The sequence below is a fragment of the Rhodanobacter sp. LX-99 genome (genome assembly GCF_018599185.1).
GTDB lineage: Bacteria > Pseudomonadota > Gammaproteobacteria > Xanthomonadales > Rhodanobacteraceae > Rhodanobacter.
Genome location: NZ_JAHFVL010000001.1, coordinates 192,275 through 216,337, shown reverse-complemented (window position 1 = coordinate 216,337; position 24,063 = coordinate 192,275). Strand labels below are relative to the sequence as shown.

Genomic DNA, 24,063 nt, shown 5'->3' with positions numbered 1-24,063 from the left:
CTCAGGGCGAACGGGTTGGCGGGTACCCCCAGCCGTTCACCCTGAGCGTAGGCCCGCAGGGCCGAAGTCGAAGGGCAATCAACACCGCAGTGTTCAAGCAGCTACCGCTTCTTTCTCCGTTGTCGCCACTGAAAGCGGGCTGCGGATCAGGTGGTCGAACGCGCTCAGCGCGGCGGTGGAACCGGCACCCATCGCGATCACGATCTGCTTGTACGGCACCGTGGTGGCGTCGCCGGCGGCGAACACGCCGGGCAGCGAGGTCTGGCCGCGTTCGTCGATGACGATCTCGCCGCGTGGCGACAGTTCCAGCGTGCCTTTCAGCCATTCGGTGTTCGGCAGCAGGCCGATCTGCACGAAGATGCCTTCCAGTTCGAGGCTGTGCGTCACGCCGCTGACGCGGTCCTTGTAGGCCAGGCCGCTGACCTTCTGCCCGTCGCCCAGCACTTCGGTGCTCTGCGCACTGACGATGACGTCGACGTTGGGCAGGCTGCGCAGCTTGCGCTGCAGGACTTCGTCCGCACGCAGCTTGCCGTCGAACTCGAGCAGGGTGACGTGGCTGGCGATGCCGGCCAGGTCGATCGCCGCCTCCACGCCGGAGTTGCCGCCGCCGATCACCGCCACGCGCTTGCCCTTGAACAGCGGGCCGTCGCAGTGCGGGCAATAGGCCACGCCCTTGTTGCGGTACTCGTCTTCGCCGGGCACGCCCATCTGCCGCCAGCGTGCGCCGGTGGAGAGGATCACGGTCTTCGACTTCAGCGTGGCGCCGTTGGCCAGTTCGATTTCGATCAGGCCGCCCGGCCCGCTGGCCGGCACCAGTTTCTCGGCGCGCTGCAGGTTCATGACGTCGACGTCGTAATCCTTGACGTGCTGCTCCAGCGCCGCGCCCATCTTCGGGCCGTCGGTGGCGGTGACCGAGATGAAGTTCTCGATCGCCATGGTGTCCAGCACCTGGCCGCCGAAGCGCTCGGCCGCCACGCCGGTGCGGATGCCTTTGCGTGCGGCATAGATCGCCGCCGCCGCGCCGGCCGGGCCGCCGCCGACCACGAGCACGTCGAACGTGCCCTTGGCCTTGATCTTTTCCGCTTCGCGGGCGCCGGCGCCGGTGTCGATTTTTGCCAGGATCTGCTCCAGGCTCATGCGGCCCTGGTCGAACACTTCGCCGTTGAGGTAGACGGTGGGCACCGACATCACCTGACGCGCTTCGACCTCGTCCTGGTACAGCGCGCCGTCGATGGCCACGTGCCGGATCTTCGGGTTCAGCACGCTCATCAGGTTCAGCGCCTGCACCACGTCGGGGCAGTTCTGGCAGGACAGCGAGAAATAGGTCTCGAAGCGGTACTCACCGTCGAGATTTTGTACCTGCTCGATCACATCCGCCGCGGTCTTGGACGGGTGTCCACCGACCTGGAGCAGAGCGAGTACGAGCGAGGTGAATTCATGGCCCAGCGGAATGCCGGCGAAGCGCACGCCGATGTCGCTGCCGACGCGGTTGATCGCGAACGAGGGCTTGCGCTCGTCGTCGTCGCGGCGAACCAGGGCGATCTGACCGGACAGCGAGACGATTTCCTCGAGCAGTTCGTTCAGTTCGGCGGACTTGGCGCTGTCATCCAGGGACGCAACGATCTCGATCGGCTGCGTGACCTTTTCCAGATAGGCCTTCAACTGGGTCTTGAGGTTGGCATCCAACATGACGGACTCCGTGGGTTTCATCAGGGTGCGCGTGGCGAGCGCCCGGGCGGACCCGGGCGTCGCTTTGTGCGGTATTTCGGTAGAGCGGACCCGGAAGAACTCCGGGTCCGTGGCGCTTTCGCGCGGAGGTGAATCAGATCTTGCCGACCAGGTCCAGCGACGGCGCCAGGGTCTTCTCGCCTTCCTTCCACTTGGCCGGGCAGACTTCGCCCGGATGGGCGGCGACGTACTGCGCGGCCTTCACCTTGCGCAGCAGCTCCTTGGCGTCACGGCCGATGCCGCCGGCCGTGATCTCGACGATCTGGATCTTGCCGGCAGGATCGATCACGAAGGTGCCGCGATCGGCGATGCCGGCGTCTTCAATCAGCACCTCGAAATTCTTCGAGATCTGATGGGTCGGATCGCCGACCATGGTGTAGTTGATCTTCTTCACCGCGTCGGAGGTGTCGTGCCAGGCCTTGTGCGCGAAATGGGTGTCGGTGGAGACCGAGTAGATCTCGACGCCCAGCTTCTGGAATTCGGCGTAATTGTCAGCCAAGTCCTCCAGCTCCGTCGGGCAGACGAAGGTGAAGTCGGCAGGGTAGAAGAACACGACGGACCACTTGCCCTTCAGGTCGGCGTCGCTGACTTCGATGAACTGGCCGGCCTTGAGGGCCTGGGCCTTGAACGGTTTCACTTCGGTATTGATCAGGGACATCTTTGCTTGCTTCCCGTGGTGGTTGAAGGATGAAACGAATGTTACGCACTCCAATTCGATAAATCTAATTGATTGTTGGCATCGATTCGATTGGCTGTGGCTATCATGCGACTATTCACATGTGCGGCCGGACGCGGCAGCTTCAAGCCCACCGGTCGGCTACGTCGTGCGCGGGGGAGTTACGGTGGCGCCGCGAGGCGGTCGCGCAACTGGTGGTCGACCACCGTGGCGGTGACGATGTCGCTGCCGACGTTCACCGTGGTTCGCATCATGTCGAGGATGCGGTCGACGCCGATGATGATGCCGATGCCCTCGGGCGGAATGCCGAACGTCGCCAGCAGGCCGGCGATCATCGGCAGCGAGCCGCCCGGGATGCCGGCCACGGCGACTGCGCTGAGCACCGACAGCAGCATCAGGATGGCCTGGTGGCTCAGGGTCAATTCCACGCCGAACGCCTGCGCCACGAACAGCACCACGCAGCCCTCGAACAGGGCGGTGCCGCTCATGTTCATGGTCGCGCCCAGCGGCAGCACGAAGCCGGCCGTGCTGGGCGCGAGCTTCAGTTCGTCGTGCGCCACCGCCAGCGAGGCAGGCAGGCAGGCGTTGCTGGAGCTGGTCGAGAACGCGGTGATCAGCAGCGGCCGGATCTGCCGGAAATACTCCAGTGGCGGGCGCCCGGCCAGGAAGCGCAGCCACAGCGACATGGTGCCGAACAGATGCAGCGCCAGCGCCACGGCGCAGCCGACCACGAACACCGACAGCGCCAGCAGCACGTCCACGCCGACCTTGACGATCACGCTGTAGATCATCGCCGGCACCGCATAGGGAGCCAGTTCCAGCGCGAAGCCGACGATCTTGGTCATCAGGTCGGTGATCGTGTCCAGCGCCATTTGCACCCGCTTGCGCTCTTTCTCCCGCAACTGGGTGGCCGCCGCACCAACCAGGATCGCGAACAGGATCAGCGGCAGCACGTCGCCCAGCGTATTGCGGCTGGGGCCGGCCACGGCGCCGACCAGGTTGCGCGGCATGAACATCTCCACCAGCGTGCCGAAGCTCATGCTGGGCTGGGCCGCCTTCTTGTCGATCGACTGCTGTGCGCTGCTGCCGTATTCCTGCATCAGCTGGGTGCGCGCCTGCTCGTCCAGGTGATGGCCCGGCTGCACCGTGTTCATCATCGCCAGGCCGATCATCACGGCGATGCCCATGTTGAGGAAGAACAGCAGGAAGGTGCGGCCGGCCAGCGGGCCGAGCCGGTCCAGCCGACCGAGTTGGGCCACGCCGGAGGCCAGCGAGGTGAACACCAGCGGGATCACCACGAAGAACAGCATGCGCAGGAAGATCTGCCCGAACGGGTCGAACACCGCGGCGGAGATCTTCTGCATCAGCGCCAGCGCGGGCGGATGCAACTGGCCGATGCCCAGCGTGGCCACGGCAGCGACCACGCCGATCACGAGGCCCCAGAGGATGCGTTTTGCGAGAGGAGTCGATGTGCTCATCCGGTTGAATGTACGGGGCCACGGAGGATTCGTCACGCAGGAATTTCCGGATCGCGGCGGAGTTCGCCGGGCCGCGCTTTTGCGGCCGCGGCAAGGGTGCCAAAAGGTCCAATCCCGGCGACAAGCCGCCGTAGGCTAAAATAGGCGTTTTGACGGAGGCTACATGACACAGCCAGCATCCCCGGGCGCACGTTTCCGCGCGGAACTTGCCGCCGAGCAGCCGTTGCAGGTCATGGGGGCGATCACCGCCTACGCCGGCCTGATGGCCAAACGCGTCGGCTACAAGGCGCTGTACCTGTCCGGCGGTGGCGTGGCCGCCAATTCGCTGGGCATGCCTGACCTGGGCATCAGCACGATGGAGGACGTGCTCACCGACGCGCGCCGCATCGTCGACGCCACCGGGCTGCCGTTGCTGGTCGATATCGACACCGGCTGGGGCGGCGCATTCAACATCGCGCGCACGATCCGTTCCTTCATCGGCGTCGGCGTGGCCGCGGTGCACATGGAGGACCAGGTCGGCCAGAAGCGCTGTGGTCATCGTCCGGGCAAGGAAGTGGTGCCGAAGGAGGAGATGGTCGACCGCGTCAAGGCAGCGGTGGATGCGCGTACCGATCCGGGCTTCGTGATCATGGCGCGCACCGATGCCGCTGCCGTGGAGGGCGTCGATTCGGCGATCGAGCGCGCCTGCGCCTACGTCGAGGCCGGTGCCGACATGATCTTTCCCGAGGCGATGAAGACGCTGGATGACTACCGCCGTTTCAAGAGTGCGGTGAAGGTGCCGATCCTCGCCAACCTCACCGAGTTCGGTTCCACCCCGTTCTTCACCACCGACGAATTGCGCGAAGCCGGCGTGGACATCGCGCTGTATTGCTGCGGCGCCTATCGCGCGATGAACAAGGCCGCGCTCAATTTCTACGAGACCGTGCGCCGCGAAGGCACGCAGAAGAACATCATCGGTACCTTGCAGACGCGCGAGGAGTTGTACGACTTCCTCGGCTATCACGCCTACGAGGACAAGCTCGACACGCTTTTTTCGAAGCAAAGTTGACCGTTGCCGCGCGGAGGGCCCGTAGCGGTCCTTCGCCAAAGAGCACAAACCTGCACCCTGGAGATTTCCGATGAGCGAGCAAGTCCTACCCAAGGCCAAGAAATCCGTCGCCCTGTCCGGCGTGGCCGCGGGCAACACCGCGCTGTGCACGGTCGGCCGCAGCGGCAACGACCTGCACTACCGCGGTTATGACATCCACGACCTGGCCGCCAAGGGCTGCTTCGAGGAGGTGGCTTACCTGCTGGTGCACGGCGTGCTGCCGAACTGGACCGAGTTGAACAACTACCGTGCGCGGCTGAAGCGCCTGCGCGGCCTGCCGGCGCCGGTCAAGGCGGCGATGGAGCTGCTGCCGGCCGCCACCCACCCGATGGACGTGCTGCGCACCGGCTGCTCGGTGCTCGGCACCGTGCTGCCGGAGAAGGACGACCACAACGTCACCGGCGCGCGCGACATCGCCGACCGCCTGATGGCCAGCTTCGGCTCGATGCTGCTGTACTGGTACCACTTCAGCCATAACGGCAAGCGCATCGAGACCGAGACCGACGACGACTCGATCGCCGCGCACTTCCTGCACCTGCTGCATGGCAAAAAGCCGAGCGATCTGCACGCGCAGGCGCTGGACAAGTCGCTGGTGCTGTACGCCGAGCACGAGTTCAATGCCTCGACCTTCGCCGCCCGCGTCATCGCCGGCACCGGTTCGGACATCTACTCGGCGATCACCGGCGCGATCGGTGCGCTGCGCGGCCCGAAGCACGGCGGCGCGAACGAGGTGGCGATGGAGATCATCGCGCGCTACCGCAGCGCGAACGACGCGGAAGCGGACATCCGTGCCCGCGTCGAGCGCAAGGAAATCATCATCGGCTTCGGCCACCCGGTTTACACCGTGTCCGACCCGCGCAACGAGATCATCAAGGAGATCTCGCGCAAGCTGTGCACCGACGGCGGCAACCCGACCCTGTTCGACGTCTCCGAGCGGATCGAAAAGGTGATGGGCGAGGTCAAGAAGATGTTCCCGAACCTCGACTGGTACTCGGCCAGCGCGTACCACATGATGGGCGTGCCCACCGCGATGTTCACGCCGCTGTTCGTGATCGCGCGTACCTCCGGCTGGAGCGCGCACGTGATCGAGCAGCGCGAGGACGGAAAGATCATTCGCCCCAGCGCGAACTACACCGGCCCGGAAGACCAGGCCTACGTGCCGATCGACAAGCGCTAGGCAGGCATTTTCCGATACGAGAAAGGGAGGGAGCCGCGAGGCTCCCTTTTCGTGTCGGCGAGGTGAAGATTGCTTGAACCGAAACTGACTCGCGGGACGGTCGGCGCGCGAGGGACCTTCTCGCTGTATCACTCCTGTTACAGGTGTAAGTACCTTGCTTCCAGTCCATCCGTATAGCTAACCGTGCTGCAGTGCGGTTTACCGGTCTGACAGCGGCGAGGACTGTTGCAGGGGCGAATCGGGTTGCCGTGTCATGGGTGTGAACAAAGCTGCAGTTCATTGGCAGGTTTGTGGGTCAGTGGACTGATTTTTCGCGAGATTGCGCCGGTCCCGGTGAAATTTTCCCGCTGGCTCAAAAATTGCCTCGGAGTGTTTGCTGCAAAGCGAGCAAAAAACAGGGGGTCACCGCATCGTTCGGGAGAACAAACATGCGAAAGACTCTTTTAATGACAGCGATATGCATCGGTTTGGGGATCACGCTCCCCGCCCTGGCCGACGATACCCAGACCGGCGGTGCCGGAGCGACTGCGCAACGGCACTCCACAGCCACCCAGATCAACGACAGTTCGACCGACAGTTCCACTCATTCGCGTCAGCGCAACAACAACGGCGATTCCTACGCCAATGGGCAGGGCAGCTCGGCCGCCAACAACGGCGGCACGGCGAGTTCGTCGATAGCGTCCTCGTTCAACACCAACAAGGCGATCGCGATCAGTCGCCTCGATGGTGTGGTGACCGACATCCGCGCGCACGACATCGGCAACGTCGCGTGGAATACCGGCAACGCCAATGGCGGCAGGGGCGGCTCTGGCGGTGACGGCTATGGCGGCTGGGCTTCTGGTGGCCGCGGCGGCTCGGGCGGCGATGGCGGGAACGCCCGCTCGCGCAGCGGTTATGCCGGTGGATCGGGTGCCGACAGCGGCTATGTCGGCGCACTCAGCGGCGCGAAAGGCGGCGATTCGAATGGCGACAACTACGCCGATGCACGGGTCCGCTCGCGCGGGGCGTCCAGCACCGGAGGAACGGCGACCGGCGGCAATGGCACCTGGGCCGGCGGAGCAGGCACCAGTGGTGCGGCGACTGCAAGCAGCGGAGCGGCGACTTCGACCGGCGGCAGCAGCGGTGCAGCTGACAGCACCGGCGGCATGGGCGGAGCCGGCGGCAGCGGCGCGTCCGGAACCGGCGGCGAAGGTCTGGCCGGTTCCGGCGGAGCCGGTGGTGCGGGCGGGTCGAACATGGTGGATGCCGGCACGTTCGACATGTCCAACCACATGGACGGCGCAGCCGCGGCTGCGGCAGGCGTCACGGTCATGGCGCAGAACAGCGGCGTCGGCTCGCTGATCCAGCAGAGCGTGAACGTCCAGGCCAATCTCAACATTGGTCCGTGACCGAAGCCTTGCACGGTGGGGCGCCTGGCGCTCCACCGTGCTTCCTGAGCAGAGCGTTTCGGGTGCCGACGACATCGGCGTTCGCGGATGCCCCGTCGTGCGCAGTCGTCATGGGGACAGGAGACAGCACCATGCGAACAGTCAATCTCATGTCGTGGTCCGCGATGTTGTTGCTTGGCACGATGACGTGGAATGCAGCCGCGACGCAGCCGGCGGCCCAGTCCCCGGCAACCACCGTGGCGACGCCTTCCGCCCGGCCTGCCTGGCTTGATGGGTGGGGCCGCAGCGCGGACAGCAAGGTCCTGGCGATGTCCAGTGGCGGCAACGGGGTCAGCGAAACCATCACCCTGAACGGTACGGTGGCGAACAACACCGTCGATCACGTGATGACCGGATCGAACGTGATCGGCAACGGCGCCTTCAATGGCGCCGCCGGCGTGCCGATGGTGATCCAGAACACCGGCAACGGCGTGCTGATCCAGAACGCCACCATCCTCAATGTGCAATTCCAGCCATGACGGGCCGGTTGCGCCATGCGTGCTGGCTGGCCCCGGCGTTCGTCGTCGGGCTGCTGGCTTCGGCGCCGCTGGCGGCCTCGTCGGTCGCGCTGCCCGGCGTGCAGGGCGGCAGTTACGGCCTGCACCTGACCAGCCTGAAGGAAATCCGCTACCGCAACACGATTCGACAGAAATACGATTTCAGCTGCGGCTCGGCAGCCGTGGCGACCCTGCTCACCTACCAGTACGGCTACCCGGTGGACGAGCGGCAGGCGTTTGCGCAGATGTATGCGCACGGCAATCAGCCGAAGATCAACCGGGAAGGCTTCTCGCTGCTCGACATCAAGCGCTTCCTGCAAGCCAACGGTTTCGAAGCCGACGGTTTCCAGGTGCCGCTGGACAAGCTGCAGGAAGAAGGGCTGCCTGCCATCGTGCTGATCGACGAAAGGGGCTACCACCACTTCGTGGTGATCAAGGGTATGCGCGCGGGCCGCGTCCTGCTGGGCGATCCCGCCCGCGGCACGCGTTCGATTCCGCGCGCGCAGTTCGAGGCGGCGTGGAAGAACCGCCTGGTATTCGTGGTCCACAACCGGCGTGCCCTGGCGGTATTCAACAACCGCGACGACTGGCGCGCTGCGCCGATGGCACCCATCCATTCCGTCATCGACCGCACCGGCCTGGGCAACATCACCCTGCCCAAGCGCGGTCCGGGGGACATCTGAGTGCCGTCATGAATCCTGTCCGGATCGATTTTCCCTGCTTCCGCGCGCTGGCCGGCCTGGCACTGATGGTCGGTGTTGCACATGCGCAGGAGCCGCCGATGGCGCCGGCGTACTGGCCGGCTGCCGTGAGCGAGCATCGCCTCGATGCGGTCCGCGGCGGGTTCGACTTCGGCCACGGGTTGCTGGCGTCCTTCGGCATCGAGCGCGCCGTCTACATCAACGGCAACTTGGTCGCCAGCAGCAGCGTGCAGGTGCCGGACATCGGCCGGATGACGCCCGATCAGGCCGCGGCCCTGGCGGCCGCCACGGGCACGGTCAAGGTAATCCAGAACGGCGCGGGCAACAGCGTCGATACGTCTGCGTTCAACCAGGTGACGGCCGCGACGGTGATCCAGAACAGCCTCGACAACCAGGACATCCGCAGTCTGACCACGATCCATGCCGCGGTGAACAGCCAAGTCGTCTTCCGCAGCCTGAACCTGCAGCAAAGCCTGCAGGCCGGGCTGATCGGATCGCTCGGGCACTGACCCGGACATGACGTAGCCGGGCCTGCGCCACCGTAGGGTGCCATCCGATCAGCGAGGAAACGCGATGTCCCGCAAATCATGGCGAAGCAGATGCTCGACCGGCTGCGCGGGGTTGCTTCTGCTCGGCGGAGTGGCCAGCGCGCAGGATCCGCCGTCGCCCGAGGCGCTGCCGCCGACAGGTTCGGGCGAACTGTCGGCGGTGATCCGCCAGAGCATGCGCGAGCAGGATGCGCGCATCGCCGCGATGCGCGCCGAACTGGCTGCCCAGAACGCGCAGATCGAAGCCATGAAGCGCGAGCTTGCGTCGCAGCAGGCGGATTACCGCGCATTGCGGCGAGCGGTCGGACTCGACACGCTCGAGCAGCAGCGGGCCGGCAACGTCCGCGCGGGCGGTCCGGGTGCCAGCGCGCTGCCGATGCCGGTGGGCGAAGTGTCCGCTGAGGCCGTGCCGTCCAGACAGACGCCGGACCGCCCGGTGGGGCAGGCGCCCGAGCGCGATGAGCGGCCGCCGGCCGTGGCGCCGATCTTCAACCAGCCGGGCGTGTTGACCCCGCGCGGCAAGCTGGTGGTGGAGCCTTCCTATCAATTCGGTTACTCGTCGGCGGACCGGGTGGCCCTGATCGGCTACACGGTGATTCCGGCGATCCTGATCGGCCTGATCGACGCGCGCCAGGTCAAGACGACCACGCAAACCGGCGCGGTCGCGCTGCGCTACGGGCTCAGCAACCGGCTGGAGATGGAACTGCGGGTACCGTATGTCTACGGCCACACCGACACGATCAGCCGCGAGATTTTCACCGGCAGCGCCACCGACAAGGTGTTCACTTCCAGCGGCCACGGCATCGGCGACATCGAAGCCACCGCCCGTTACCAGCTCAACGACGGCGGCGCGGACCGGCCTTATTACGTGGGCTGGTTGCGCTTCAAGTCGCGCACCGGCAGGGATCCGTTCGAAGTCACCACCGATTGCGTCAACCGCTGCGTGCAGAATGCGACCGGTACCGGGCTGCCGCTGCAGTTGCCGACCGGTTCGGGTTTCTATTCGCTGCAGCCTGGCGTTACCTGGTTGTACCCGTCCGACCCGGTGGTGTTCTTCGGCAACCTCAGTTACCTGCACAACTTCCCGCGCCACAACGTCAGCCGCACCGTGCTGCTCGGCGGCAAGGAGCCGCTGGGCACGGTGCGGGTGGGCGACATCGCCGATGTCAGCATCGGCATGGGCCTGGCGCTGAACGACAAGGCGTCGATCAGCATCGGCTACGACCAGAGCTTCATCGGCATCACCAAGCAGAACGGCAAGACCGCGCCCGGTTCGGCCAAGAGCGTGCTGGGCACCTTGCTGATCGGCGGCTCCTACCGCTTCAGCGACAAGCGCAGCATGAATTTCACGCTCGGTGTCGGGGTGACCCGCGACACGCCCGACGCCACCGTGACGGTCAGGGTGCCGATGATGTACTAGCGCGCACGAGGCTTTCGACGAACGTGGCCGGGGGGCATGGCGCCCGGCAGGGCCTCAGTCAGCGGACAGCTTCAGGCGCTGCCGTCGCCGCTGCAGCAGCCAGCCCCCGCCGCAGATGCCGATCACCGCCAGCGCGTCCAGGCCGTATTTCGCCCAGCTGTGCGCGTCGAACCAGCCGCTGACCAGGTGGTCGTGGGCGATCATGCGCCCGGCCGTGATCGCGATCGCGGCGGCGCCGATGTACATGATGATGGGGAAGCGGTCGATCAGTTTCAGGATCAGGGTCGAGCCCCAGACCACCAGCGGCACGCTGATCAGCAGGCCCAGGATGACCAGAAGCAGGTGTCCTTTCGACGCGCCGGCGATGGCCAGCACGTTGTCCAGGCCCATCAGCGCGTCGGCGGCGATGATCGTGCGCAGCGCGCTCCAGAACGTATTGCCGGCCTTGATGTTGGGGCCTTCGTCGTCGCCGTGGTTCAGCAGTTTCCAGGCGATCGGCAGCAGCAGCACGCCACCCGCCAGCATCAACCCCGGCAGCTTTAGCAGGTAGACGACGACGGCGGTGAGCGCGAAACGAACCGCGACGGCACCGAACGTGCCCCAGAACACCGCTTTCTTCTGCAATTCCCTGGGCAGGCGGCTGGCGGCCATGGCGATGACGATGGCGTTGTCGCCAGCCAGCACGAGGTCGAGCAGGATGATGGCCAGCAGGCCGGAGAGGAAGTCGGGACCAAATTCCATGCAGGTTTCCATGCGCGTCTGAGAATGCAGTGGGCACGGACGCGCGCGGCCCGTGGCCACCGCAAAAGTCTCGTTCGCAAGGTAACTGCCGGATGACCGGAGCGAAGGCCCGCTCGTGTTGACGATCACCGCACCGGGGCAGGCGAACCTGCCGCGGGAACTACTCCCTTTTGGGTGAGCGGCGATTGTCGGCGGGCGGCATGCTCGCGGTCAAGCGACGCACAGGGCATCCTTGCCGTCGCAGTCGGCTAAAATGGCGGTTTTCCCTGCCGCGAGATTCCGCCATGAGTGCGCACGACATCCGTTCCGCCGTCCGTCCCGATCCCGACCAGCCGCTGCTCGACATCGCCGATTACGTCGTCGACTACCGGATCGATTCGAAGGAGGCCTACGACACCGCGCGCTACATGCTGCTGGATTCGCTTGGCACCGCCATGCTGGCGATGAAGTTTCCCGAGTGCGTGAAACACCTCGGTCCGCTGGTGCCCGGCGCCACGCTGCCGGGTGGCGCGCGCGTGCCGGGTACCAGTCATGAACTGGATCCGGTGCAGGCCGCGTTCGCGATCGGCACGCAGATCCGCTGGCTCGATTTCAACGACACCTGGCTGGCGGCCGAGTGGGGCCATCCGTCGGACAACCTCGGCAGCATCCTGGCGGTGGGCGACTACCTCAGCCGCAAAGCGGAGCGCGAAGGCGGCCAGCCGCTGACCGTGCGCGACGTGCTGGGCTATGCGATCAAGGCGCACGAGATCCAGGGCTGCTACGCGTTGCTGAACAGCTTCAACCGGGTCGGCCAGGACCACGTGATCCTGGTGCGGCTGGCGTCCACTGCCGTCGCCACCGCGATGCTCGGCGGCGACAAGGAGCAGATCACCACCGCCGTGTCGCACAGCTGGATCGACAACGGCGCGCTGCGCACCTATCGCCACGCGCCGAACACCGGCCCGCGCAAGAGCTGGGCCGCCGGCGACGCCTGCCGCCGCGCGGTGACCCACGCGATCAATGCGGTCTATCGCGGCGTGGTCGGCTATCCGTCGGCGCTGTCGGCGAAGACCTGGGGCTTCTACGACGTCGCGTTCAAGGGCAAGCCGTTCGAGTTCGAGCGCCCGTTCGGCAGCTACGTAATGGAGAACGTGCTGTTCAAGATCAGCTACCCGGCCGAGTTCCACGCGCAGACCGCGGTGGAGTGCGCGATGCAACTGCATGGCGTGGTTGCCGACAAGATTGATCAGATCGACAAGATCGTCATCGAGACGCAGGAGGCCGGCTGCCGCATCATCGACAAGACCGGCCCGCTGGCGAACTATGCCGACCGCGACCACTGCATCCAGTACATGGTGGCCGTGCCGCTGATCTTCGGCCGGCTGGTGGCCAGCGACTACAACGACGAGGTGGCCGCCGATCCGCGCATCGACGCACTGCGCGACAGGATGACGGTTATCGAGAACCCGCAGTTCACGCGCGACTACTTCGACCCCGCCAAGCGCTATATCGGCAATTCGGTGCAGGTGTTCTTCAAGGACGGCAGCAGCACCGAGAAGGTTTCGATCGATTATCCGATCGGCCATCGCAAGCGCCGCGCCGAAGGTATCCCGGTGCTGCTGAAGAAGTTCGAGGCGGCCATGCGCGACCATTTGCCGGCGCACCAGGTCAAGGCCATCCTGGCTGCGGTGAAGGATCCGGCGAAACTGGACGCGATGCCGCTCAATCACTTCCTGGGGCTCTTCACATTGTAAAGACGATGTGAGTGGAAGATTAAGCCGGGAGGACAGAGGTCGCCATGGAGCGCCCTTGCCAACCGTTTACCGTTCTATCGCCGAGCAAACATAAAGCTGCATGTGCCAAACCGGGAAGGATTTGAAGGATGCATGCAGTCTGCGCGAGCTAATGAACTTTCCTGAACGAAGCCTCACCAGCAAATGGATCCATTGTTGTCAAAACGCTTCCTGCTTAACGATTTTGCTACAATCCCCGCCGCTTGTCGCATAAACGCCAAGCAGGGGCTGTAAAAGCTCTGAATGACGTAGTTCAGTTCTGACGCGCGACTTCCGGTTGGGGTTGAACGGACGCGAAACCTAATAAATGAGGAGACACCTGATGAAACGTAAGGGCTTGTATTTTCTGATCGCGCTGGCCCTGGGCGGCGTAGGTGCCGTTCATGCGCAGGACACGACTGCTCCCGCAACCACCGAGTCGGCCACCTCGTCCTATGACGGGCGCTGGTATATCGCACCGACCGTGGGTGGTTATTACAACGACACCGACCGCAATACCAATAGCCGTCAGTTCTATTACGGCCTGGGTGTGGGTCGCTTCATTTCGCCGAATGCATCGCTTGATTTGTTCATCGATCGTACCAAGCGCGATACCGACGCCGGTGGCAGCTGGGCCAACAACAGTGTCGGTGCCGCAGTGCGTTTCTATGCGGGTGACTGGAACGCCTGGCGTCCGTACCTGCTGGCTGGCGTGATGGGCAGCAACCATCACAGCAGCGGTGACAGCGGCTGGTCCCCGGCGGCCGAGCTGGGCGGCGGCATCTCCAAGACGATCACCGACAGCTCCGACGTGCGTATCGAAGCCGGTTATCGCTATGACTGGGACAACAAGACCCAGCCGGCGCAGGATGGTTACGGCGACTGGTTCCTGGGTTTCAGCATCGTGTCGCGTTTCGGCGCCCCGGCGGCGGCTCCGGCTCCGGTCGCGGCGACTCCGCCGCCGGCTGATTGCTCGACGATGGACAGCGACGGCGACAGCGTCAACGACTGCGACGACAAGTGCCCGGGCACGGCTGCCGGCACGATCGTCGGTCCGGACGGCTGCCCGCAGAAGGTCGTGATCGACCTGCGCGGCGTGAACTTCAAGTACGACCGTCCGAAGAAGGGCGAGACCGACATCTCGAAGTCGCTGGCCGAGCCGAGCGCCGATTCGATCGCCGTGCTGAACCAGGCCATCGACACCCTGCAGCGTTACCCGCAGGTGAAGGTGACGGTTGCCGGTTACACCGACTCGAAGGGCACCGACGAGTACAACCAGGCCCTGTCCGAGCGTCGCGCCTCGATCGTCTACAACTACCTGACCAGCCATGGCATCGATGCCAGCCGTCTGGAAGGCCCGATCGGTCATGGCGAGAACAACCCGATCGGCGACAACGCCACCGACGCCGGTCGCGCGCAGAACCGTCGCACGGAGCTGCAGGTTCAGCAGTAATCGAACCGCAGCAACACGGCAATGAAAAAAACCCGGCTTCGGCCGGGTTTTTTTTTGCCTGTCAGTCAGTGACGCAGTGCTGCGTCTTCTTGTTGCACTGTGGCTCCTGCCTATACGCTAGCGCGATGTCCCGCCCGCCTTCTTTCCATCCCGCGCGTCCCGCTGCATCCGCGCAACCACCACGGCATGGACTGGCTCGCGTGCTGTCCAAACTGGGTGCCTGTTCCCGCAGCCAGGCCGAGCAATGGATTCGCGCCGGTCGCGTCGGCCTGGATGGACGCGTGGTCCGCGATCCGTATCACCCGACCCTGCTCGATCGGCAGCAGATCACCGTCGATGGCCATCCGGTGAAGCCGGCCGAGTGCGTCTATGTCGCCTTCAACAAGCCGCGTGGACTCGTGGTCAGCGCGGCCGACGAGCACGGCCGCGCGACGGTCTACACCGCGCTGGCTGCGGCGGGCTTGCCGTGGCTGGGGCCGGTCGGTCGACTGGACAAGGCCAGCGAAGGCCTGCTGCTGTTGAGCAATGACACCACCTGGGCGGCCGGCATCACCGATCCGGCCACGCACCTGGAGAAGACCTATCACGTACAGGTGGCCGGCCAGCCGGACGCAGCGGTACTCGCCGCGATGCTGGCGGGTATCGACGATGCCGGCGACCTGCTGAAGGCGCGCCGGGCCACGCTGCTGCGCGCGGGCGAGAAGAATGCCTGGCTTGAGGTGGTGCTGGACGAAGGCCGCAACCGGCATATCCGCCGGTTGCTGGCTGCCCTGGGTTTCGACGTGCTGCGGCTGATCCGGGTGTCCATCGGAACGCTTGCGCTGGGCGAACTGGCGAAAGGGCAGTGGCGACAGCTGAGCGCGGACGAAGTGGAGGCGCTCGACACCCGCAAAGGCTGAGAGCCGTCAGCCGCCGATCACGCCCAGCTTCCGGCCCACCTTGGTGAACGCGGCAATCGCCCGGTCGAGATGCTCGCGGGTATGCGCCGCGCTCATCTGCGTGCGGATGCGCGCCTGGCCCTGCGGCACCACCGGGTAGAAGAAACCGGTGACGTAGATGCCTTCCTCCAGCAGGGCGGTGGCCATCGCCTGCGCCTTCGGCGCGTCGTAGATCATCACGGGCACGATCGGGTGCACGCCCGGCTTGATGTCGAAGCCGGCGGCGGTCATCTTCTCGCGGAAGTAGCGCGTGTTTTCCTTGAGCCTGTCGCGCAGGTCGCCGGCGCTGGAGAGCATGTCGAACACCTTGATCGCCGCGGCGACCACGTGCGGCGGCAGCGAGTTGGAGAACAGGTAGGGACGCGAGCGCTGGCGCAGCAGCTCGATCACTTCCTTGCGGCCGGTGGTGAACCCGCCCAGCGCGCCGCCGAGCGCCTTGCCCAGGGTGCCGGTGAAGATGTCGATCCTGTCCATCACGCGGTTGACCTCGGCCGAGCCGCGGCCGCTGTCGCCGAGGAAGCCGGTGCAGTGGCATTCGTCGATGTGCACCATGGCGTCGTATTTCGCCGCCAGCGCGGTGATCTGGTCGAGCTTGGCGATGAAGCCGTCCATCGAGAACGCGCCGTCGCTGCTGATCAGCTTGGTCCGCGCGCCGGCCGCGTCGGCCGCCTGCAGCTGCTTTTCCAGGTCGGCCATGTCGCTGTTCGCGTAGCGGAAGCGCCTGGCCTTGCACAGGCGGATGCCGTCGATGATCGAGGCATGGTTCAGCGCGTCGGAGATCACCGCGTCTTCCTCGCCCAGCAGCGGCTCGAACAGGCCGCCGTTGGCGTCGAAGCAGGCGGCGTAGAGGATGGTGTCCTCGGTGCCGAAGAACGCGGCGATCTTCGCTTCCAGCTGTTTGTGCAGGTCCTGCGTGCCGCAGATGAAGCGCACGCTGGCCATGCCGAAGCCGTGGCTGTCCAGTGCATCCTTGGCGGCCTGGATCACCGCGGGATGGTCGGCCAGGCCGAGGTAGTTGTTGGCGCAGAAGTTCAGCACCTTGCGGCCGCCTTCCAGCTCGATCTCGGCGGACTGCGGCGAGGTGATGATGCGCTCGGCCTTGAACAGGCCTTGTTCGCGGATGGCGTCGAGTTCGCTGGCGTAGCGCGCCTTGGCTGAGTAGCTCATGGGGAATTCCGGCGGTGGGCAAAGCGCCATTGTAGGACGCCAGCCGATCGCCGCGCATGCGGGTCGTGCTGCGCGACGATCAATGCAGGCCGAAATCCGCGCGCGTGCTCTTGCCCTTGTCGTTGATGCCCGAGGCGTCGAGCTTGGGCGGCTTGATCGCGATCCGCTTGTCGTCCAGCTTGCCGTGCAGCCAGTCCTGCACGGCGGCGGCACGACGCCCGGCGAGCGCGCGCATCGCCGCGGCGTCCGTGTCCACGTGGGTTTCCAACAGGCTGCGCATCTCGTCCGGCTCCAGCGACTTGCTGAGGCCGAGAACGTTCTTGGGTTTTTCGAAGTCGGCATGACGGTAGGCGCGTCGCAGATAGCGCTCGTGTTCGTCGGGCGTCACCGTCACCTCGGCCAGCGCTGTCGCCGAGGCGTCCGCGGCGACCTTGTCGCCCGACTCCTTGGCCAACTTCTCGCGGCGGACCTGGTCATCCACCGTCACCTTGCGCAGGCCGGCTTCGTCCAGCGACGGGTCCGCCCGGCCGCTGATGTCCAGGGTGAGCGCGCTCTTGCGGCTGAGCATCTGCACGATCTGGCCGAGGCGCTCCTTGGCGGGTCCATCCAGCACCGCCGAACCCGGCGCGAACTCGACGTAGCCGAGATCCTCGTGGCTGCCGCCGAACGCCGAGGCGAGCAGGCGGAACGGCGCGGTGGCGGCCTTGGCGATGAGGTTGCCGAACGCGCGCATGATCATGCCGCCGAGGCTGAACTGCGGATCGTCCAGCGAGCCGGACACCGGCACGTTCACGTCGATATTGCCCTCGGTATCCTTCAGCAGGGCCACCGCCAGCTTCACCGGCAGGTGCGACACGCCGGGGCTGTCCATGCGCTCGCCGAAGGTCAGCTGGGTGATGAAGATGTGGTTGTCGGCGTTGAGCTTGCCCTGGTCCAGCAGGTAGTGCACGTCGGCGGTCAGGCGGCCCTTGGTGATGGGGTAGCCGGTGTACTTGCCGGAGTAGGCGCTGAGCCGGGTCAGCTCGACGTCGGTCGCCTTGCCCTTGATGTCGAGGAAGGCCACCGGCACCAGCGGGTTGATGCTGCCGCCGATGTCCACCGGCGAGGCATCGTCCAGCTTCGCCTGCGCCACCAGTTCGGCGGGCGGTTCACCAGCGGTGGTGCCGAACGCGCCGATCCTGCCGGTGAGGCTGGTGAGGTTGGCGGTGTAGTTGGGCTTGATGAAGTTGTCGGTGTAGTTGAGCTGGCCGTTGGCCAGGGTGACCTCGCCGATATGGATGTCCGCGGCAGGTGCCGTGGATGCGCTGGACATCGGCTGCGGCGCCGTCGGCGCGTTGTTCGCGGCGCGGGTCACCGAGACCGGCGCCTGCTCGCCGTTGGCGATCACGTCGGACAGGTTCAGGCGCCCGTTGCTGTTGACGATGACGCGCGCGTAGAACGCGTCCAGCACCAGCCCGCCCAGGTGCACGCGCGGCGTGCCATGGCCGTAGCGCAGGTCGATGCGCGAACCGCTCAGCGAGCGCCAGCGCATGAAGTCGTCGCCGGTGAGCTTGTCCTGCATGCGCACGCGCTCGAACGCGGCATTGCCCGTGTAGTCGAAACGGGGCTCGGAACGGCGGCCGTCGTAATGCAGCTTGCCGTCGCTGCTGAGGCGGGCGCTGGTGATATCCACGTTCAGCGGCACGCTGGCGTAGGGCACGAAGCCGGCGATGTCCAGCCGCTTGGTGGTCAGCTGCAGATCGGCCACCGCGGGCAGCGGCTGCAGCGTGCCGGCGGTGGCGAAGCTGCCCTTGCCGATCCGACCTTCCAGCTTGACCCGGCGCGGCTGGTCGAGCTTGTCGCTGAGTTCTTCGATATTGCCGTTGAGCGCCTCGATGAGCAGCGGTGTCGGCCTGGCGCCGTCGATGCTGCGATCGGTGAGGCGCAGCGAACCCTGTTCGACGCCGAGGCGGGCAATGCTCCAGCGCCAAGCCGGGCCTTCGTCGTTGCCGGCAGACGCGGCGTGCTTGCTGGCGAACAGGCTGGTCAGGTTGATCTTGTCGTCGCGCTCGCGCACGGCGTCGACCTGCAGGCCGTTCGCCGTGAGCTTGTCCAGTTGCGCGTTGCGGGCAGCCAGGTCGAGGCGGGTAATGCCGGCATCCAGCTTGCGCCAGGCCACCGGCGCGGCCAGCTCCTTGGCCTGTGGTTCCAGCGCGAAGTCGCTGATGCCGAGTTGGGCCGGCTCGACGTGCACGTTGAATGCCTTGCCCCAGTTCAGTCGCAGCTGGCCGCTGGCGTCGAGCCTGCCTTTCGCGATGCGTGCCGCGGTGGCGGATGCGGCCAGCGCCTGCAGCGGCGGCAGCGCTACTTGTTTCAGCTCGACCGTGCCGGCATAGCGGCTGGCGGCGAGGTCAACGGCGCCACGTACGCTGAGGCTGCCGCCGGCGAGCTGGCTGGCCAGGTCGAGTTTGCCGGGCGGTCCGGCGAGCGTGCCCAGGCCGAGCAGGCTGCCGTGTAATCCAGTCAGCTGCAGCTTGGCCTGGCTGGCATCGGTATAGGCAAGTGCGCTGTCCTGCAGCGTGAGTGCGGCGATGCGCAGGTCGGTCGGCGGCGACGCCTTGTCATCGGCTTTCGCCGGAGGCGGCATGAGCGTATCGAAGTTGCTGTGGCCACCGGCGTGCTGGGTGTAGAACAGAGCGGCGCGTTCCAGCTGCATCGCGCCGAGGTGGTAGCGCGAGGCCAGCGGCTGCACGTCGATCAGTTCGATGTTGCCGTGCCCCAGCCGGGCGATGGCGTCGCCGCGGCTGCTGTCGAGCGTGAAGTCGTCCACTTGCAGGTTGCCGGTGAGCTGCAACTGCGGCGTCGGCTGCGTCTGCACGAAGTGCAGGGACAGCTTGCCGCTGAGCAGGCCCTTGGGAATCGCCACCGGCATCGCCGCCGGCACGTAGCCGAGGTAGCGCGGCAGGTCGAGCCGGTCGAGCTGGAAGCCGATGGTCGACTCGCGACTGCTGGCGAACGGCTTGGTCTGGCCGTCGATGCGCAGCGGGCTGCCGTCCATCGTCATGGCCAGCAGCGGCTGCACGAAGATGTCGGTGGAGCTGGGCAGGTTGGCCAGGAACGGGATGCCCAGTTCGAGCTTCTCGATGTGGTGCTGGGCGCCCAGCAGCTGATCGTCGAAGCGGATGTCGCCGCCGTGGACGCTGATGTTGGAGAGCGAGAAACGCGCCGGCTGGCTGTCCGCCGGCGCCGGCTTCGCGGTGAAGCGCTCGATCAGGTCGGTGAAGTTGAAGCGCTGGTCCTTGCTCCGCGTGATCGCGATCCGCGGTTGGTCGAGCCGCAGTTCGTCCAGCACCGGGGCCAGGCGGAACAGCGAGCTCCACGATGCGTTGAGCGTGAGCTGGTCGACGTCGACGAACGGGGTCCGGCCGTTTGCCTCTGGCAGGTGCAGCTTGCCGACCCGCAGGTTCAGCGTGAACGGATTGAAGCGCACCTGGCCGAGACTCAGCGGCCGTCCCAGCATCTCCACGGAGTGGTTCTGCAGGTAGTTGCGCAGCAGCGGCGGGGCGGCAAGGAAGCCGAGCAGGGCGTAGACCAGCAGCACGGCGGCGAGGATCGCGGCGATGCGGCGGGCGCGGGGCGAATGACTCAGCTGCTGTGCACGCGTGCGTGCGGGACCCCAGGCTGCACACAAGGACGCGCGCAGCCGCGACAAGCTCGACCCGGACATACCGACTCCCTGGAGATGCTGAATGGCTTGGTTCGGCCCGCTCCGCCTTCGTGGCGGGTGGGCTGGTGACAGAATCTACCGCGAGCGGGCTTAACGCGGGAACACCGCACGCGATCCTCAAGCCGATCGCGAGCGGTCAGGGTCAGTGGTTCGGGGACGTGCGACGACCGGCCGTCGCCTCGCGGCTCAATGCCAGGAACAGACCACCTTGCCGCAGGTGCCGGCGTCCATCAGGTCGAAGCCCTTCTGGAAGTCGTCGATGCGGATCTGGTGGGTCAGCACCTTCTGCAGCGGGAAGCCGGTCAGCACCATCTGGGTCATCTTGTACCAGGTCTCGTACATGCGCCGGCCATAGATGCCCTGCAGGGTGAGGCCCTTGAAGATCACCCGGTCCCAGTCGATGCCAGCGCCCTTGGGCTGGATGCCGAGCAGGGCGATCTTGCCGCCGTGGTACATGCAGTCGAGCATGTCGTTGAACGCGCGCGGGTTGCCGCTCATTTCCAGGCCCACGTCGAAGCCCTCCATGTGCAGGTCCTTCATCACGTCCCTGAGCGACTGGTTGGTGACGTTGACCACGCGCGTGGCCCCCATGTCGGCGGCCAGCTTCAGGCGATAGTCGTTGACGTCGGTGACCACCACGTTGCGCGCACCCACGTGCTTGGCGATGCCGGCGGCGATGATGCCGATCGGGCCGGCGCCGGTGATCAGCACGTCCTCGCCGATCATGTCGAACTCCAGCGCGCAGTGCGCGGCGTTGCCGTACGGGTCGAAGAACGCGGCCAGCTCGGACGGAATCTGGTCGGGGATCGGCCACAGGTTCGAGGCCGGCATGGTCATATACTCGGCGAACGCGCCGTTACGGTTCACGCCGATGCCGATCGTGTTCGGGCACAGGTGCTGGCGGCCGGCGCGGCAGTTGCGGCAATGGCCGCAGACGATGTGGCCCTCGGCCGAGACGCGGTCGCCGATCTTGTAGCCGGTCACGCCCGGGCCGATCTCCGCGATGCGGCCGACGAACTCGTGGCCGATGGTGAGGCCCGGCTTGATCGTGCGCTGGCTCCACTCGTCCCACTTGTAGATGTGCAGGTCGGTGCCGCAGATCGCGGTCTTCTCGATCTTGATTAGCACCTCGTTCGGGCCGACCTGCGGCAGCGGCACTTCTTCCATCCAGATGCCCTGCTCGGGCTTGCGCTTGACCAGGGCTTTCATCGTCTGCGGCATGGGGAATCCATCGGTTGGCCCGCGGGGAGGGCGGGGAAACGGCGATTATAGAACGCGGCTGCCGGCAACGGTTTTCGGGCCGGCATCTTGCCGGGGACGCCCCGGCAAACTATGGTCGCAAGTTTATGCGATTGCTTGCGAGGCAGGTTCGATGCGATTGAAAAGGATGCTGTGGTCCACCGCGGTGGCGATGTCGCTGAGTCCGCTGGCGCAGGCGGACGAGGGCATGTGGATGCCCTCGCAGCTGCCGTCGATCGGCCAGCCGTTGAAGGCTGCCGGCTACCGGGGCGATCCCGCCGCGCTGGCCGACCTGACCCGGCCGCCGCTCAGCGCGGTGGTCAAGGTCGGCGGCGCCACCGGCGCCTTCGTCAGCGGCCAGGGCCTGGTGCTGACCAACCACCACGTCGCGTTCGGGGTGATCCAGTACAACAGCAACGCGCAGCGCAACCTGATCGAGCAGGGCTACGTGGCGGCCGACCGCAGCGAGGAACTGCCGGCCAATCCGGACTTCCGCCTGCGCGTCACGGTCGGCTTCGACCAGGTCACCGAGCAGGTGCTGGCCCATGCCCGCGGCAAGACCGGCCGTGCCTACTACGACGCGGTGGATGCGGCGAGCAAGGCGCTGATCGCCGCCTGCGAACGCGAAGCCGGCATGCGCTGCAGCGTCGCCAACATGTTCTACGGCCGCGATTTCTACCTGGTGAAGCAGTTGGAGCTGCGCGACGTACGGCTGGTCTACGCGCCGCCGCGCGCGATCGGCAACTACGGCGACGAGGTGGACAACTTCATGTGGCCGCGCCACAGCGGCGACTTCACCGTGCTGCGTGCCTACGTCGGGCCGGACGGCAAGCCGGCGGATTACTCGAAGGACAACAAGCCCTACACACCGCCCGCGCATCTGCGGGTCGCCAGCGAAGGCGTCAACGCCGGCGACTACGTGATGCTGGCCGGCTATCCCGGCATCACCTACCGTCATCGCAGCGCCGCCGAGTTCGCCGACCAGGTGCAGTGGCGCCTGCCCGCGGCGGTGGCGGCGATGAAGCAGCTGCAGGATGTGATCGAGGACGCCGGCGAGAAGGACGCGCAAGCGAAGATCCGCTACGCCTCGCAGCTGCAGTCGCTGAAGAACGGCATCAAGCGCTACAGCGGCGAACTGGACGGACTCCAGCGCAGCGATGCGGTCGCCGTGCGGCAAAAGGACGAAGCGGCGATGCTGGCCTGGCTGGACAGGCAGGGCACGGCGAAGACGCTGCGCCCGCAGATCGACGCCGCGATGGCGTCGGTCGCCGGCGGCAACGCCACCCGCGAGCGCGACCTGCTGCTCGGCCTGATCCAGTCGCAGACCCAGCTGATGCGTTCGGCATTGCGCCTGCAGCGGCTGCTGGCGCACGAGCGCGCCAAACCGGACGCCGAGCGCGAGAACGGCTACCAGCAGCGTGACGAGGAGCTGATCGCCAGCCAACTGCGCCAAGTCCAGCGCCGCTACGATCCGGCGGTCGAGAAGCGCCTGCTGACGGCGCTGCTGATCCGCTACCAGCAGTTGCCCGCCGCGCAGCACGTGGCCGAGTTCGACGCCGCGTTCGGCCGCACCCCGGCCGAATTGGCGGCCACGCTGGATCGCGTCTACGCCGCCACCGGGTTGGGCGACGAAGCGCAGCGCCTGCGCTGGATGGACGCCGACGCGGCGACACTGGCCGCGACCGACGACAGCCTGCTGCAACTGGCCGCGAAGCTGCAGCCGGCGCTGCTGCGCATCGACGACGAGCGCAAGGCGCGCGACGGCGAGTTGCTGCGGCTGCGTCCGGCCTACATGCAGGCGCTGATCGCCTACCGCGAACAGCAGGGCCGCGCGGTCTATCCGGATGCGAACTCCACCCTGCGCGTGAGCTACGGCAAGGTCACCCCGCTGAAGGCGCGCGACGCGGTGGGCTACGAACCGCTGACCAGCACCGTCGGCATCGTCGAGAAGAACACCGGCGTGGCGCCGTTCGATGCGCCCAAGCCGTTGCTCGACGCAATCGCCAAAGCTGACTACGCCGGCTACCTGGACCCGAAGTCCGGCACCATGCCGGTGAATTTCCTCAGCAACCTCGACACCACCGGCGGCAACTCCGGTTCGCCGGTGCTGAACGCGAAGGGCGAGCTGGTCGGCCTCAACTTCGACAGCAACTGGGAAGCGGTCAGCGCCAGCTGGATGTTCGATCCGCGCTACAAGCGCGCGATCCACGTCGACATGCGCTACATGCGCTGGCTGATGGACAAGGTCTATCCCGCGCCGTGGCTGCTGCAGGAACTGGGCGTGCCGGCGCACTGAATGTCGCAGGCATGACTTGCGGCATATGCC

18 protein-coding genes are annotated in these 24,063 nt (G+C 66.2%); 11 read left to right on the top strand and 7 right to left on the bottom strand.

Annotated features, from left to right (window positions below; all coding sequences use genetic code 11):
* Positions 1-93: 93 nt before the first annotated feature.
* From ahpF to KK131_RS01000, 3 genes are all read right to left on the bottom strand, one after another.
* Positions 94-1,689, bottom strand: a complete 1,596-nt coding sequence (gene ahpF / locus KK131_RS01010; protein ID WP_214554626.1) for an alkyl hydroperoxide reductase subunit F — start codon at positions 1,687-1,689, stop codon at positions 94-96.
* A 133-nt stretch (positions 1,690-1,822) separates the two neighbouring features.
* Positions 1,823-2,386 (bottom strand): alkyl hydroperoxide reductase subunit C, encoded by a 564-nt coding sequence (ahpC, locus tag KK131_RS01005; protein ID WP_214554624.1) that lies wholly within the window; start codon positions 2,384-2,386, stop codon positions 1,823-1,825.
* A 179-nt stretch (positions 2,387-2,565) separates the two neighbouring features.
* Complete coding sequence (locus KK131_RS01000) at positions 2,566-3,882, bottom strand: dicarboxylate/amino acid:cation symporter (RefSeq protein WP_214554622.1); 1,317 nt, start codon at positions 3,880-3,882, stop codon at positions 2,566-2,568.
* 163 nt (positions 3,883-4,045) lie between these two features.
* Between KK131_RS01000 and prpB the strand changes: the two genes are divergently transcribed.
* The 7 genes from prpB (at position 4,046) to KK131_RS00965 (ending at position 10,739) form a co-directional block, all read left to right on the top strand.
* Positions 4,046-4,930, top strand: coding sequence for a methylisocitrate lyase (prpB, locus tag KK131_RS00995; RefSeq protein ID WP_214554620.1), 885 nt, complete (start codon positions 4,046-4,048; stop codon positions 4,928-4,930).
* A gap of 70 nt (positions 4,931-5,000) precedes the next feature.
* Entirely contained in the window at positions 5,001-6,146 is a 1,146-nt protein-coding gene (prpC, locus tag KK131_RS00990) for a 2-methylcitrate synthase (RefSeq protein ID WP_214554618.1), read from the top strand.
* A 428-nt stretch (positions 6,147-6,574) separates the two neighbouring features.
* Positions 6,575-7,534, top strand: a complete 960-nt coding sequence (locus KK131_RS00985; RefSeq protein WP_214554616.1) for a hypothetical protein — start codon at positions 6,575-6,577, stop codon at positions 7,532-7,534.
* A 62-nt stretch (positions 7,535-7,596) separates the two neighbouring features.
* Positions 7,597-8,052 carry a hypothetical protein gene (locus KK131_RS00980; protein ID WP_214554614.1) on the top strand — a complete coding sequence of 152 codons (456 nt, stop codon included), beginning with the start codon at positions 7,597-7,599 and terminating at the stop codon, positions 8,050-8,052.
* The gene (locus KK131_RS00975; RefSeq protein WP_214554612.1) at positions 8,049-8,753 is read left to right on the top strand and encodes a C39 family peptidase; all 705 of its coding nucleotides are present in this window, start codon (positions 8,049-8,051) and stop codon (positions 8,751-8,753) included. Before KK131_RS00980 ends, KK131_RS00975 begins: the two co-directional genes overlap by 4 nt.
* 98 nt (positions 8,754-8,851) lie before the next feature.
* A complete protein-coding gene (locus KK131_RS00970; RefSeq protein ID WP_214554610.1) occupies positions 8,852-9,280 on the top strand; it encodes a hypothetical protein in 429 nt (142 codons plus the stop codon).
* 64 nt (positions 9,281-9,344) lie between these two features.
* A complete protein-coding gene (locus KK131_RS00965; RefSeq protein ID WP_214554608.1) occupies positions 9,345-10,739 on the top strand; it encodes an autotransporter outer membrane beta-barrel domain-containing protein in 1,395 nt (464 codons plus the stop codon).
* A 54-nt stretch (positions 10,740-10,793) separates the two neighbouring features.
* Here KK131_RS00965 and KK131_RS00960 read toward each other — a convergent pair whose 3' ends face one another.
* Positions 10,794-11,480, bottom strand: coding sequence for a TerC family protein (locus tag KK131_RS00960; RefSeq protein ID WP_214554606.1), 687 nt, complete (start codon positions 11,478-11,480; stop codon positions 10,794-10,796).
* A gap of 284 nt (positions 11,481-11,764) precedes the next feature.
* Here KK131_RS00960 and KK131_RS00955 point away from each other — a divergent pair, with 284 nt between their 5' ends.
* The 3 genes from KK131_RS00955 to KK131_RS00945 all read left to right on the top strand — a co-directional run bounded on the left by KK131_RS00955 (position 11,765) and on the right by KK131_RS00945 (position 15,586).
* Positions 11,765-13,216 carry a bifunctional 2-methylcitrate dehydratase/aconitate hydratase gene (locus tag KK131_RS00955; RefSeq protein ID WP_214554604.1) on the top strand — a complete coding sequence of 484 codons (1,452 nt, stop codon included), beginning with the start codon at positions 11,765-11,767 and terminating at the stop codon, positions 13,214-13,216.
* 361 nt (positions 13,217-13,577) lie between these two features.
* The gene (locus tag KK131_RS00950; RefSeq protein WP_214554602.1) at positions 13,578-14,687 is read left to right on the top strand and encodes an OmpA family protein; all 1,110 of its coding nucleotides are present in this window, start codon (positions 13,578-13,580) and stop codon (positions 14,685-14,687) included.
* A 125-nt stretch (positions 14,688-14,812) separates the two neighbouring features.
* The gene (locus KK131_RS00945; protein ID WP_214554600.1) at positions 14,813-15,586 is read left to right on the top strand and encodes a pseudouridine synthase; all 774 of its coding nucleotides are present in this window, start codon (positions 14,813-14,815) and stop codon (positions 15,584-15,586) included.
* 6 nt (positions 15,587-15,592) lie between these two features.
* On the opposite strand, the gene kbl is transcribed toward KK131_RS00945, so the two are convergent.
* From kbl to tdh, 3 genes are all read right to left on the bottom strand, one after another.
* A complete protein-coding gene (gene kbl / locus KK131_RS00940; protein ID WP_214554598.1) occupies positions 15,593-16,792 on the bottom strand; it encodes a glycine C-acetyltransferase in 1,200 nt (399 codons plus the stop codon).
* Between the two features lie 79 nt (positions 16,793-16,871).
* Positions 16,872-20,498 (bottom strand): DUF748 domain-containing protein, encoded by a 3,627-nt coding sequence (locus KK131_RS00935; protein WP_214554596.1) that lies wholly within the window; start codon positions 20,496-20,498, stop codon positions 16,872-16,874.
* 186 nt (positions 20,499-20,684) lie between these two features.
* On the bottom strand, positions 20,685-21,719 hold the full coding sequence (gene tdh, locus KK131_RS00930; protein WP_214554594.1) for an L-threonine 3-dehydrogenase: 1,035 nt from the start codon (positions 21,717-21,719) through the stop codon (positions 20,685-20,687).
* A 151-nt stretch (positions 21,720-21,870) separates the two neighbouring features.
* Here tdh and KK131_RS00925 point away from each other — a divergent pair, with 151 nt between their 5' ends.
* Positions 21,871-24,033 (top strand): S46 family peptidase, encoded by a 2,163-nt coding sequence (locus tag KK131_RS00925; RefSeq protein WP_214554593.1) that lies wholly within the window; start codon positions 21,871-21,873, stop codon positions 24,031-24,033.
* Positions 24,034-24,063 lie beyond the last annotated feature (30 nt).

Coding starts and splice junctions, on each gene's coding strand:
- ahpF (WP_214554626.1), bottom strand. CDS start 1,689: ATGTTGGATGCCAACCTCAAGACCCAGTTGAAGGCCTATCTGGAAAAG.
- ahpC (WP_214554624.1), bottom strand. CDS start 2,386: ATGTCCCTGATCAATACCGAAGTGAAACCGTTCAAGGCCCAGGCCCTC.
- KK131_RS01000 (WP_214554622.1), bottom strand. CDS start 3,882: ATGAGCACATCGACTCCTCTCGCAAAACGCATCCTCTGGGGCCTCGTG.
- prpB (WP_214554620.1), top strand. CDS start 4,046: ATGACACAGCCAGCATCCCCGGGCGCACGTTTCCGCGCGGAACTTGCC.
- prpC (WP_214554618.1), top strand. CDS start 5,001: ATGAGCGAGCAAGTCCTACCCAAGGCCAAGAAATCCGTCGCCCTGTCC.
- KK131_RS00985 (WP_214554616.1), top strand. CDS start 6,575: ATGCGAAAGACTCTTTTAATGACAGCGATATGCATCGGTTTGGGGATC.
- KK131_RS00975 (WP_214554612.1), top strand. CDS start 8,049: ATGACGGGCCGGTTGCGCCATGCGTGCTGGCTGGCCCCGGCGTTCGTC.
- KK131_RS00970 (WP_214554610.1), top strand. CDS start 8,852: ATGGCGCCGGCGTACTGGCCGGCTGCCGTGAGCGAGCATCGCCTCGAT.
- KK131_RS00965 (WP_214554608.1), top strand. CDS start 9,345: ATGTCCCGCAAATCATGGCGAAGCAGATGCTCGACCGGCTGCGCGGGG.
- KK131_RS00960 (WP_214554606.1), bottom strand. CDS start 11,480: ATGGAATTTGGTCCCGACTTCCTCTCCGGCCTGCTGGCCATCATCCTG.
- KK131_RS00955 (WP_214554604.1), top strand. CDS start 11,765: ATGAGTGCGCACGACATCCGTTCCGCCGTCCGTCCCGATCCCGACCAG.
- KK131_RS00950 (WP_214554602.1), top strand. CDS start 13,578: ATGAAACGTAAGGGCTTGTATTTTCTGATCGCGCTGGCCCTGGGCGGC.
- KK131_RS00945 (WP_214554600.1), top strand. CDS start 14,813: ATGTCCCGCCCGCCTTCTTTCCATCCCGCGCGTCCCGCTGCATCCGCG.
- kbl (WP_214554598.1), bottom strand. CDS start 16,792: ATGAGCTACTCAGCCAAGGCGCGCTACGCCAGCGAACTCGACGCCATC.
- KK131_RS00935 (WP_214554596.1), bottom strand. CDS start 20,498: ATGTCCGGGTCGAGCTTGTCGCGGCTGCGCGCGTCCTTGTGTGCAGCC.
- tdh (WP_214554594.1), bottom strand. CDS start 21,719: ATGCCGCAGACGATGAAAGCCCTGGTCAAGCGCAAGCCCGAGCAGGGC.
- KK131_RS00925 (WP_214554593.1), top strand. CDS start 21,871: ATGCGATTGAAAAGGATGCTGTGGTCCACCGCGGTGGCGATGTCGCTG.